Below are 11,965 nucleotides of genomic sequence, written 5' to 3'. Positions count from 1 at the left end.
AAGGGGTTCATAGTCCCTAAACTGAAGCTGGGGATGGATCATCGCCTCAAGCTCACCTTGCTCATTTCGAGGGTAATCAATCTCCTCTATATATTTATGGAGCGTGAGCGTGCTGGGAAGCTGTAGCGTCGTACCTTGGTTACACGCTTCAAAGTAGTCCAAAACCGAATGAATCAGGCTTTCGGTTTCTTGAAATAATGTCGGATTGAGGACTCCCTGAGCGACGGAGCCCACTTCAATCACCATCCCCAATCCGCAGAGCGATCGCAGGTGTACACTTTCTGAATCGGGGCTCATCAAAGAACACACCTTCACCCGTGGGTTAATCGAGATCAGATAAGCCGCTAATTGCAGACTGACAGGGTGCAAGCTACCCAGCAAGATCGACAGTCCCATGTTAGCCGTAGTGGAGTGCAAATCTACGAGCGCATCCACCTGAGCGTTGCTTTTAGGGCCTAACTGTTGAGCAATAGCCTTTGCTCGCTGCTCTTCATAGCCCAAGAGAGCTGGATTTTGCAGGTCTTGGTTGAGGAAACACCGATTTAAATCCTTGTCAATGTAGCGTCTTTTGAGTTCAAAGGCTTTAGGATTGGCGAACACAGTCACGGTTTCAAAGCTACTGCGCTTAATTAAATCGGGAAACTGCTCAAACTTCTTGATCAAGTATGCGCCCGTAAATTCATTTCCGTGGGTGCCTCCCACAATTGCAACTCGTTTGATCGGATTCATAATAGGCATAGCTGGAAAATAGGGGTCAGGAGTCAGGAGTCAAGAGTTACGGATGAGGGGAAAGAATTTTCATCCTGGGTTGTGTACTCGCGTTCATGGAAGTCTCTTGCAAAAGTTGAATTTACTCTCCTTAGTGTTCCCGTTATCTCGAGGGAAACTAACTCCCTTAGGGTTGGAGCAAGGCAACTTAACCACCACCACCGCCGCCACCACCGCCGCCACCGCCACCACCGCCACCACCACCGCCACCGCCACCACCGCCACCACCACCTCCGCTAGGATAGCTTTCTGAAATTCGGGGAAGTGTTTGCTCCTGCTCGGTATGGTAGGAGCAGTTGTGGCAGTGGGATGTAACTCGTTGTCTTCCCCCAGAGATTGTGGTTGGAGCAACTAGAATTTGTGTCGTGCGTTTTAGCTTGAACGCCTTGCATTGAGGACAGCGTTTTGCGAGTAGGCTGAGCGCCCAACATACACCAACAACTGTAGCTGGAACGGTCAAGAACCAAAAGCCGAAGTAAAATCCTAGTAAAATTCCTAAGAGGTTAATTCGCTGCCAGCGAGGTTTAGGAACATTGAGAATTTCTGTGGGGAATGCGATCTGAACTTCTAACTCCTGCCCAGGCTCAACTGGCTGATTGGCAACAAACTCAAATGTTCTAGGATTGACCTCACGAGCGATCGCACTCACGCCAAAATTCGTAAAGGAAAGAACCTTGCCGGATAGAGGCTCAGGTAACTGCACCTTGACTGTCGCCGCCTGGATAGGAGCTTTGCGATCGGCAAAAATGGCTTTCCAATACACCTGAGTTTTCTGACTATAGACATGCAATCCACCAACTACTCGATAGCTCAATACAAATGTATGGGCTTCTGGAGGATTTAATTGATGCTCCCACCGAATCCACTGTTGATTATTCTCGATGCCTGTTTGACTAGGAATGGTTTTGCCATTTTCTTGAACCGTAATATCCGTGATTTCCTCAACTTTAGATAGGGGAATATAGCGATATCGCTGGTTCGTGTAAGCGGCATTAAATACATATTTTTGCGTTTCTGTGACTAACATATCTCCGTTTGGCTGAACGTCGATACTGACATTGATGAATTCCCAGTTAAACGGCAGATTTTGTGCTACTGCATGGGTGACCGTGATAATAAGCGTAACGAATAAGGCAATTGAAGCCAAAATAATTCGTTTGAACAATCGATAATTTCTCATTCTTTTATCCCGACATTGGTGAATCGAGCGGTCAAGAAGCACAAGCTATCAAGGAATGCTTGTGGATTAAACCACTTGCTCTCATTCGATTTTTGCCCCTCTAACCCCTCAAGAAAAAAAGGCTTCGTCCTTACTCCTCTCCCCTTTTAGGGGAGAACGAGAGGGGTGGGGGGAACAGGCATCTCAAAGTCCCCCAGAATTGGGGGATTTAGGGGGCATTTCAGGATTTTTGCAAGAGGTCTATTGCTAAGCAGATAGGCAAAATTCAGGCTAAAACTCGTAAGGCTTGAGAAATCGGTAACTTCTGTGAAACCCGACTTCTAGGTGTGAAGTACATTTACGCCCACCTACTTAAAAGCTATTCGCCGAAAGTCAAAAAGTTTTACGCAAATCCCAAAATTTTTTCTGGTTCACCTTTTTCGGTGACCATCGACTAGGGCAAAGTTTTTCTGATTCATCCGCATTTTGCGTAAATTTTGAGTTCAGATGCAGAAAGACAAGTAGAGATTCATGATGAGGAGTTCTACTGATGTCAGTCGTCAAACCCGCTTTATCCACAGAAGCGTTGGCTTGCCTGGAAAAGCTTAAGTCACTCAACCTCTGGTCAATTGCGGCTTACCTGACGGACTCTAAAAAAGGGTGTGGGTGGACTCTTGAGCAAGCTTTCCGTGCAATTGAGCGCTACAAGACGTTTCTGTTCATTAGCTTCCTATATCCCCAACTTTTGCTAGTCCCAACTCCAGAAATCGACCGAGTTTGGCACGTTCACATTTTGCATACTCGCCAGTATTACAACGATTGTCATAGGGTGTTTGGTCGTTTCATCCACCATGAACCTGATTCTAATCTTGAGGGTAAGTCTCATCCGTCAAATATTGCTCAGGCTTTTGCACAAACTCAAGCTCTCTTAGCCGTGTATGAGGGGTATTTCAACGTAGTGGGTTTAGCAGAGATGAAGTGGCATCCACCTTTAAGAAGTGCATCAGCCAAGAATCAGCGGCAACTGGGAAGTGGAGGTGAGGAGAGAAATTTACGGTTTTGTGGTAGTGCTTGTGGTCGGCCTGGAGCGATAGAAGCATGAGCAGTAAAAACGATTTCCCCAAAAAATGCATAAGCTCTCAAATATGGAGAGATATGTGAAAGCAGACCTAATCCAGCCCGCGTTTAGTTCTATGCCAATGGAGAATGAGTGCAGAGAAAGCGTTTCATCCGGCAATGCTTTGGATCAGCGACTACAACAACTAGCGATCGCAGCTACGCAGCATCCACCCTTGAGTCCCCAACGACAACTCGCTTTAAATCGGCTGGTTAATGAAATTTTGCAAGCCGACAGCCTGAGCCATCCCCAACGAGGGTCATGGTCGCCTAATCTTTACGAAGACCTTTATCATGAAGCACTTCAGAAAACGTTGCTGGAAATTTGCCAAAAAATTGACCGCTATAATCCACAACATCCAGTCATGGCATGGGTGAATTATTTACTCTATAAGCGATTTCAGGATGTAGTTGAGAGATATCTGAATCAGGGTCTGACTAATATTCGGCAGGCAAATCCGCAGGGAAGAGTAATTTCTTTAAATGAACTCGAAGACTGCTTAATCTGCGAAGAACAGACCTTATCTGACTTCCAATTGTTACAGCAATTTCTCGAAGACGATCCAGAGAACCTTTTAAAAAATGAGCATATTCGCGGTTATCCTCAGGCCAATTTTCAATATCTAGCTATCGCCCGGATGGTAGAAGAAAAAACCTGGGAACAAATATCGGCTGAATTGAACAATCTATCCATCCAGACACTTTGTAGTTTTTTCCACCGTCGATTGCGTAAATTGATACCGTATTTTCAGAAGTACTTGCAGTGTCGCTTTGATGAAGGAGACGGAGGGGTAAACCATGAATCAGACAGCTGAATCTTTAACGTTTAAAGTCCTGCTATCTTTCGAGGCTCATGCGCTAGCACAGCAGCATCGCCGACAACACACCCAACCTCAGAAGGCAAAGCAAGTTTATCTCAATAGCTTAGCTCGATATGCCGTAAATTTTTACTGTCGATGCATGGGCTTAGAAACCGAGTTAGAAACGAGTGATAGTCATCATTCATTAATGCAGAAATTTATGGATGTGGCTGATTTAAATGTCAAACGTTTAGGAAAGTTAGAGTGTCGCCCAGTTCTGCCCAATAGTAAGGTTATGGAAGTGCCGCCGGAGGCTTGGGATAACCGAATTGGCTATGTAGCGGTGCAGCTAAATTCATCACTGAAAGAAGCCATCCTACTTGGATTTGTCCCAAGCGTAGCCCATCAACAAGGAATCATACCCTTGAGTGAGTTGCGATCGCTTGCAGATTTTCCGGCTTACCTCTCAGAATTTTATCAAGTCCCTGAACCAGCAGCACCGCAAGTCGTCAATCTACGCAATTGGCTAGAGGGTATTGTTGAAGCAGGTTGGCAAGCCATTGATCAACTGTTCGCGACAAGACAAGTCAGCCTAGCTTCGGCATTTCGCAGCAGAACGTTAAGATTTCGCGGCAAAACCAAACAAGAGTTGATTCAGATTCTGCAAACCACCCAGGATGAAGAAACTCGCTGGCAAGCAGCGGAAAGCCTCTGGGAACTTGAGCCAAACCATCCTGCCAGTGGCGTGAGAAGAGTCGCGGATTTAGGATTCCACTTGACGGGTTATGCCGTTGCGCTGATGGTTGCCGTTTTACCCAAGCGCGATCGCAGCATAGCAATTCTCTTAAGAGTGTACCCCTTGGCAAGCCAGTCCCATCTACCCCTGGGTTTGCAACTCATTGTTTTGGATGAAGCGGGTAATATCTTTTCTGAAGTTCCAGCTAGAGAAAAAGACAATTACATTCAGTTCAAGTTTACGGCTGATGCAGGAGACCGTTTTAGTGTCAAAGTTGCTTTGAATGAAGCTAGCATTACAGAGAATTTTTTAGTCTGAAAAGCTTGCTAATTGTTAGCTTTTAGTGTTAACTACTCGCTAATTATTAATCGCTAGCTGCCAATCCTTGATGGCTAATTCGTAACTCCTATGGACAAGCTGGTTGTTTTGAAAATTGGCAAAGGTAATTTTGAGGAAGGTTTTCCCGTTACCCTGGAAATTAGTGAGAATAATCAGCTTCCCTATACGGATAGTCGAGATTGGCTGCCTCCAGCCCCCGAAATTCCCACGCTTTATGCCCAGTGGCAAGCGAAGTATTATGGCTTAGAGCAAGTGCGAAGAATTCTGAAAGCGCCTACTTCGCAGGTTACCAACGTTTCTACCCGGAATGATTGTGAGGAGGCTGCCAAAGCCCTGGAAATTCGCCTCAAGGAATGGTTTTGGCAGCCGTCTCTGCAAAGTTTACGTACATTTGTTCAGGATGAAATAGCCCGTCATGAGTCAGTTCGTGTAATCTTTCAAACCGAAGATGAACTCCTACAAAAGTTACCTTGGCATCTGTGGGATTTGTTTGAGCGTCGCCAGCAGGCGGAATTCTCTCTAGGTGGCCGTTTCGCGCCACCCGCACCTCCTCTGAAACCACCGGTGAAAATTCTAGCGATTTTAGGGGGTGACGAGGGACTCGACGTTCGGGAAGATTTAGACATCCTCAAGAGGTTACCAGATGCGAACGTTACCCTCCTGGAAAAACCAGAGCGAGACAAGCTCAATGAAAAGCTGTGCGATCGCCCTTGGGATATTCTGTTTTTTGCAGGGCATAGTTCGAGTTCGAGAGGAGATAATAGCAGCGTCATTCAACTCAACGATGCGGATAGTTTATCTCTCTGTCAGTTGAAAAATGCCTTAAAAAAAGCAATTAAAAATGGCTTAAAGTTAGCTATCTTCAATTCCTGTGATGGCTTGGGATTAGCCCGCGAACTGGCGGATTTAAGAATTCCTCAGGTGATTGTGATGCGGGAACCGGTGCCCGATCGCGTAGCGCAGAAATTTTTGCGGTACTTCTTGAACGATTTCTCCAAAGGGGAATCGTTTTACATGGCGGTACGACAGGCGCGGGAAATGTTACAGGGAATGGAAGGCGAATTTCCTTGTGCATCTTGGCTGCCGATCATTTGCCAGAACCCCAGCGAAAAATCGCTCAAATGGCCTCAAAGTCCCCTTTTTAACGTGCGAAAGCAACTATGTCAGCTTTGGCGATCGCACAAGGTAGCCGTTTTAACTGGGGGAGCGCTGGCAACTGCGATCGCAGTAATTATCGGCTCTCAATTCATTTCTTCTCTAGTTCCCTCTACCCCTCCACCTCCAATCGCAACTCCTGCGATCGCAACTCGCATCAGTTCGGGAGAACGACTTCTGATGAGTCAAAATACCAACCCCGACAAAGAGAAGGGAATCAAAGCCTTTTCGACGGGGCAATTTGATGATGCCATCAAGCACTTTAGGAACTCGCTGCGGAAACAGAAAAATGACCCAGAAACCCTGATTTACCTGAATAATGCGATCGCTGAACAGAATGCCGCGCTGAATACAGGTCAAAAGCTGAAAATTGCAGTCAGCGTTCCCATTGGTAGGGAGTCTAATGTGGCTCTAGAAGTTCTGCGTGGGGTTGCTCAGGCTCAGAGTGAATTGAATTGTACGCTTGAAGAAATTTCCCGTGCGGTTGAAGAGACTTCAAGTAACCTGAATTGCCGGGGTGGTATTCAGGGAAAATTGCTACAGATCGCCATTGCTAACGATGAAGATAATCCTGAAATTGTCGAACAAGTTGCCGAAACCCTGGCAGAAAATGGGGATATCTTAGGAGTGATTGGTCATTATTCCAGCGACAGCACCTTAAAAGCAGGCGAGGTGTATCAGGCAAAACGACTCGTTGTCATTTCTCCCACTAGTACGGCTGTCAATCTATCTAATTTCAGTGAGTGGGTTTTTCGCACGATTCCCAGTGATGCGAGTGCCGCCAAAAGCCTCGTTAACTACATGGTTAACCAACTTAAAGCCACCAGAGCTGCTGTTGCCTATCACCGAAACAGCACGTATAGCGAGTCTCTCAAAAACGAGTTCCGAAAACGGCTTCCTTCGCAAAAATTTGTGGCGGAGTGCGACTTATCTGTGGGAAACTTCAGTGCAGGCGACTGTGTGAATCTAGCCAAACAAAACCAAGCCGAAGTGTTGCTGCTCGTTCCCGGCACAAAGGATTCCTTGGAAAAAGCATTTCTCGTGGTCAATAGCAACAATGGAGCTTTGCCGCTTTTGGGTGGAAGTGACACGTACAACTCAAGAGCACTTAAAGATTCTGGGGAAAAAGCTGCAAAAGGCAAGATGGTGATTGAAGTTCCCTGGCACAATCCTAGCTCCGAATTTGCCCGAAACGCTGAAGAGTTTTGGAAGGGAGCTGTAAACTGGCGAACGGCGATGGGATACGACGCGACTCAAGCAATGGCTGAAGGGTTGAGGCGGATGAATGGGATTCCCAGTCGCTGGCGGTTGAGGCAGGAACTGTCGAGTCCTGATTTTTCAGCCATCGGTGCTACAGGAAAAGTGGAATTTGAGCGATCAGGCGATCGCAAATCCTCTCCCCATATCGGACTTTTAGTCCAAGTCCAACCCGATCCTAAGGTAGAGTCTCATTATCAGTTTGCTCGCCTGGAATAGGAGGGCGAAGCATAATCAAAAAGGGAATGGGGAATTGGGAGTAGAGAGTAGCTTCATTCACGAGCTATTCCCAAATGTTGTTACTTCAATTCCACAATCATGTTGACTCTGCCAAAGGCTTGGCAATATTACTATCTGGTATCGGCTCCGGTTTCGCAATCTCACTATCTGGTATACCCGAACTCCACCGTTTAGTGGACGTTTAGTGGAGTTTAGTCTTTTTACCCTAATACTCAAAACTTATATCCTGTACATACCCCCCCATAGCAGTTATGTAAGCAATGCCTGTTCCCTTTTCTCCAACCACTTCCAGCGTAAGTTCCGATGTAACCATGTTGCCGGCACCTATTCTAAAAAGAAGATTTCTCCCCTTTGTCGGCGCGACAAATCTTATTTGACCAATGTTACGTGTTATCACCTTATCTTTTTTGATGTAATCCGCTATTGATGAATAGGCATATAATTCCCTATAAGCCCATTTTTGTCGAGCTTCAACTGGAGCATTCACTCCGGGAAAGTCGTTAATACATACAACCATTAGAAAAAATAAATTAATTAACAAGGCACTAGAAAATTCTTTGCCAAAATGCTTTAAAGTTTTGTTAGTTTGGGAATGAGAAGCTACTTTAATTCCTGCTAGCGGAAAAAGTAAAATTATCCCCAAACTCCAAAAATCAATTCCAAATATATCAATTCCAAATACAGCTACTATACAAATGCTTAGGACAAAAACAATAACAGAACGCTCTAATAAAGCTGAGGGGAAAATATCTCTTTCGCGCTTAGAAAAGAACCAAAATATAAGCGCATTAATATAAAGTCCCAAACTAAAAGATACAATAAATATAAAAGGAAACAATATAACAACATAATCAAGACTCTCTGCTGAACGATAATTATAGGAAAAATAGAAAATTCTTAACCAAATTAAAGCATAGAGAAGACTTCCCAAAAAAATTCCTAAACCACGAATAAGTTTTCTCACAATAATTCGCTCAGATATTTGGGTCGTTCACCACTATTATGGTAATTCAATCGATTACAGCGATCGCACAACAAAAAGGCTTTCCCTCCGTCGCAGCAGGAAAGCCAGTTGCCTTGTGGTGTACCCGTAGAAGTAAACCCTACGGACAATGCGAAAACAGCTTCATTGTCCTAAGGTAGCAATACAGCCTTTCGTGTGGAACGTTGATGAAACCCTCCGCGCAGCTCACACACAAGATTATCGCAGCACAGTGTGGTAAGAGCGATCGCTCCCTTAATCCGCTGCCGGACACCTTGTTAATGCTACCCGAACAGAACGTTAACATTCTCTTAGTAGACGACCAACCGAAAAATTTGCTGACTTTATCGGCGATACTGGATAGTCCCGGACTGAATCTGGTAACGGCTGATTCGGGTTTACAAGCCTTAAGATGCTTGCTGAATCATGATTTTGCTGTGATTCTGCTGGATGTCCAGATGCCTCTAATGGATGGGTTTGAAACGGCAGCGCTGATTCGACAAAGAGAGCGATCGCAACACACTCCAATTATTTTTATCACAGCACTGAATCAAGACGAGACTCATGTGGAGAGAGGTTATTCCCTTGGCGCAGTGGACTATCTCTTAAAGCCTTTTGCGCCGGAAATCATTAAATCAAAGGTGACGGTGTTTGTTGAACTGTTCAAGAAAACACAGTTGCTCGAACAACAAACAGCCCTTCTTGAAGCCGCTAACAAAAAACTTGAATGTGAAATTACACAACGTAAGATTGCCGAGGAGGCACTGCGTCATGCCCATGACTCTCTAGAAATCAAAGTTCAGGAACGAACCGCACAATTAGCCCAAGCTAATGCCTCACTGCAAGCTGAAATCACTCAGCGCAAGATGGTCGAGTTAGCGCTGTTTCAAGAAAAAGAACAGGCTCAAGTAACGTTGCAGTCCATCGGTGATGGCGTCATTACAATTAATGCCCAAGGCTTGGTTGAGTATCTCAATCCCGTCGCTTCTGAACTCACAGGCTTTCCTGTGCAGGAAGCCAAAGGAAAGCCGCTATCTGACATCGTCAGGATAGTTGATGAAACGACTCGCGAGGTTTGTAAAAGTCCAGCAGAAACTGCTATGCGTTCTGGCAAGCAAGTTTGCCTGGATAAGCCAGCAGTCCTGATTACCCGTGAGGGTGATGAATTGGCGGTGGATAATTGCGCCACACCCCTTCGTGCGAGCGACAACCAGATTATCGGTGCGGTATTGGTGTTGAGGGATGTAACCGCCGCCCGCCACATCGAACAGCAGCTATCTTGGCAAGCTAGCCACGATGCCCTGACGGGACTTGTCAACCGACGCTTCTTTGAAAATTGCTTACAAAAGGCTGTGATGACGGCTAAGACTTCAGGCCAGCAACACGCTTTGTGTTATCTCGATCTCGATCAATTCAAACTGGTCAATGATACTTGCGGTCATATTGCTGGGGATGAACTGTTGCGCCAAGTGACCGCTTTATTTCAAAGCCTGGTGCGTAGCTCCGATACTTTAGCTCGGCTAGGTGGAGATGAATTTGGCTTGCTGCTATTCCATTGCCCCCTCGATGCGGCCGAGCGGGTGGCTTCCAAGCTGCGCGAGCAAATCCAGGAGTTTCGTTTCGTGTGGCAGGGCAAAACGTTCAGTATCGGGGTCAGTATTGGCTTAGTTGCCATTGACGCCAACACTCAAGGTGTGACTAGCGTGATGAGTGCTGCCGACTCAGCTTGCTATGCCGCCAAAAACAAAGGGCGTAATCGCGTGCAGGTTTATCAAGCCGACGATCACGAATTGGCACTTCAACAAAGCCAAATGCAATGGGTAGCGCGGCTGACTCAAGCGCTAGAGGAGAATCGTTTCTGCCTTTATTACCAGTCAATTGTCCCCAGTCGCCAAACGTCGTCCTTGGCAACCCATTACGAAATTCTCCTGCGCCTGATTGATGAACAGGGTAACTTGGTGTCGCCAATGGCGTTTATTCCTGCTGCGGAACGCTACAATCTCATGCACTGCATCGACCGTTGGGTCATTCGCACACTGTTTACCAGTCTGGGACGGCACTACCGAGAAAAGCAAAACCCTTGCCGATTGCTGGGGGATGATTGTGATTGTTTGTATGCCATTAACATTTCAGGTGCTAGTGTTAGCGACGAGCAGTTCATTGAGTTTGTGCGCGAACAGTTAGTTTTACACGAAGTACCACCTCAGGTGATTTGCTTTGAAATAACTGAAACCGTGGCTATCGCTAATTTACGTCAAGCGGCTCAGTTTATGCGATCGCTCAAACAAGTTGGCTGCCGCTTCGCCTTGGATGATTTTGGCAGTGGTATGTCCTCGTTCGCTTATCTGAAAAACTTGCCGGTGGATTATCTCAAAATTGATGGGGGATTCGTCAGGCAGATTGTAGATGAACCAACAGATTTAGCAATGGTAGAAGCCATCAATCATATTGGACATGTGATGGGTCTTCAAACCATTGCTGAGTTTGTTGAAAATAAAGCCATCCTCGAAAAAATTACAGCGATTCGGGTGGATTATGCACAGGGCTATGGCATTGCTAAACCACGCCCCTTGTTGCTCAATTAAAGTCCCTCAAGTCTGGCAGTAACGTGAAAGATTAATAGCCATACCCTTTGTTTAACAACCTAATTAAATCCTATGAAAAACTTAATACAAAGAAAATTTGCTTTTGTCATCAATCAGTTCCCTAATTTGAAAAAATTGTCCCGACGTGAATCCTATATTCTCTTGTTTGATTCCTCAAATGAAATAATTGACCAACAGGGAAGTAGGGAGTAGGGAGTAGGGAATCGGGAATAGCGAAAGCGTTGCGAGGCGTTAGCCTGGAACGAGCTGTTGCCAATTCTTCTGATCAGAAATCCCATTTAAGAAGGGTACAAGCCCCCACAAGACCAAGTGGCTGGTTTCAGGTGAGGTAATAATCCCCTTTCTGTTACCTACCCCATTCCCTACTCCCGATTCCCGACTCCCCTTTAAGACTAATATATGGCGATCGCATCGTATTGGTAGTTCTTTCCAGAGACTTTAGACCAGCTTGGCACAAATAACCCACCCGCATAAAACTCTCCCCCTGCTTCCTCTGCCTCCCCTGCTATCTGTGTCTTTCAAACTCTATGGTAATGATGGGTTGCGAATCTCTTTTGCAGCCGCTGTGCGATCGCATATCCCTTTGGTATTCTGAAGTCATCAATGCAGTTTTAAAGTGATGACTCAGGTTGTAATTGTCGGGGCTGGACCTGCTGGTGTAACGCTTGCACTGCTTCTCGTCAAACGAGGCATCACCGTCCAACTGATTGAATCCTCCCGTAACTTCCGCAGAGTTTTTCGCGGTGAAGGACTGATGCCCAGTGGGCTAGATGCGCTAGAGCAGATGGGATTGTCGTCTGTGCTAGA

Annotated in this window: 10 protein-coding genes; 7 read left to right on the top strand and 3 right to left on the bottom strand. The window is 45.9% G+C overall.

The genetic code is table 11. From position 1 onward, the window contains the following. Together V6C93_RS11265 and V6C93_RS11260 are read right to left on the bottom strand one after the other, a co-directional pair. A partial coding sequence (locus V6C93_RS11265) for an aspartoacylase (protein ID WP_333476753.1) occupies positions 1–729 on the bottom strand: 729 nt, incomplete at its 3' end. 187 nt (positions 730–916) lie between these two features. Beyond that, positions 917–1,948: a DUF2207 domain-containing protein gene (locus V6C93_RS11260; RefSeq protein WP_333476752.1), complete on the bottom strand. Its 1,032-nt coding sequence runs from the start codon at positions 1,946–1,948 to the stop codon at positions 917–919. A 529-nt stretch (positions 1,949–2,477) separates the two neighbouring features. On the opposite strand from V6C93_RS11260, the gene V6C93_RS11255 reads away from it, so the two are divergent. From V6C93_RS11255 to V6C93_RS11240, 4 genes are all read left to right on the top strand, one after another. Continuing rightward, the gene (locus V6C93_RS11255; protein WP_333476751.1) at positions 2,478–3,029 is read left to right on the top strand and encodes a glycine-rich domain-containing protein; all 552 of its coding nucleotides are present in this window, start codon (positions 2,478–2,480) and stop codon (positions 3,027–3,029) included. A 55-nt stretch (positions 3,030–3,084) separates the two neighbouring features. Further along, positions 3,085–3,858: a hypothetical protein gene (locus V6C93_RS11250; RefSeq protein ID WP_333476750.1), complete on the top strand. Its 774-nt coding sequence runs from the start codon at positions 3,085–3,087 to the stop codon at positions 3,856–3,858. Further along, positions 3,842–4,897 (top strand): DUF1822 family protein, encoded by a 1,056-nt coding sequence (locus tag V6C93_RS11245; protein WP_333476749.1) that lies wholly within the window; start codon positions 3,842–3,844, stop codon positions 4,895–4,897. Before V6C93_RS11250 ends, V6C93_RS11245 begins: the two co-directional genes overlap by 17 nt. A 90-nt stretch (positions 4,898–4,987) precedes the next feature. Next, a complete protein-coding gene (locus V6C93_RS11240) occupies positions 4,988–7,549 on the top strand; it encodes an ABC transporter substrate-binding protein (protein WP_333476748.1) in 2,562 nt (853 codons plus the stop codon). Positions 7,550–7,775: 226 nt separating this feature from the next. Here the strand turns inward: V6C93_RS11240 and V6C93_RS11235 are convergent, their stop codons facing one another. After that, the gene (locus tag V6C93_RS11235) at positions 7,776–8,534 is read right to left on the bottom strand and encodes a hypothetical protein (RefSeq protein WP_333476747.1); all 759 of its coding nucleotides are present in this window, start codon (positions 8,532–8,534) and stop codon (positions 7,776–7,778) included. 38 nt (positions 8,535–8,572) lie between these two features. Between V6C93_RS11235 and V6C93_RS11230 the strand changes: the two genes are divergently transcribed. The 3 genes from V6C93_RS11230 to V6C93_RS11220 form a co-directional block, all read left to right on the top strand. Continuing rightward, complete coding sequence (locus tag V6C93_RS11230) at positions 8,573–8,713, top strand: hypothetical protein (RefSeq protein ID WP_333476746.1); 141 nt, start codon at positions 8,573–8,575, stop codon at positions 8,711–8,713. Between the two features lie 27 nt (positions 8,714–8,740). Then, positions 8,741–11,137, top strand: coding sequence for an EAL domain-containing protein (locus tag V6C93_RS11225; protein WP_333476745.1), 2,397 nt, complete (start codon positions 8,741–8,743; stop codon positions 11,135–11,137). Positions 11,138–11,777: 640 nt separating this feature from the next. Next, positions 11,778–11,965: FAD-dependent oxidoreductase (locus V6C93_RS11220; RefSeq protein WP_333476744.1), on the top strand; the 188-nt coding region annotated here is incomplete at its 3' end.

This window comes from Allocoleopsis sp., from assembly GCF_036703385.1.
GTDB lineage: Bacteria > Cyanobacteriota > Cyanobacteriia > Cyanobacteriales > Coleofasciculaceae > Allocoleopsis.
This window is presented reverse-complemented; position numbering and strand designations above follow the sequence as displayed.

What these genes read in the sequence shown, in the direction of transcription:
- V6C93_RS11255 (WP_333476751.1), top strand. Translation starts at nt 2,478, where the DNA reads ATGTCAGTCGTCAAACCCGCTTTATCCACAGAAGCGTTGGCTTGCCTG.
- V6C93_RS11260 (WP_333476752.1), bottom strand. Translation starts at nt 1,948, where the DNA reads ATGAGAAATTATCGATTGTTCAAACGAATTATTTTGGCTTCAATTGCC.
- V6C93_RS11225 (WP_333476745.1), top strand. Translation starts at nt 8,741, where the DNA reads ATGAAACCCTCCGCGCAGCTCACACACAAGATTATCGCAGCACAGTGT.
- V6C93_RS11230 (WP_333476746.1), top strand. Translation starts at nt 8,573, where the DNA reads ATGGTAATTCAATCGATTACAGCGATCGCACAACAAAAAGGCTTTCCC.
- V6C93_RS11240 (WP_333476748.1), top strand. Translation starts at nt 4,988, where the DNA reads ATGGACAAGCTGGTTGTTTTGAAAATTGGCAAAGGTAATTTTGAGGAA.
- V6C93_RS11245 (WP_333476749.1), top strand. Translation starts at nt 3,842, where the DNA reads ATGAATCAGACAGCTGAATCTTTAACGTTTAAAGTCCTGCTATCTTTC.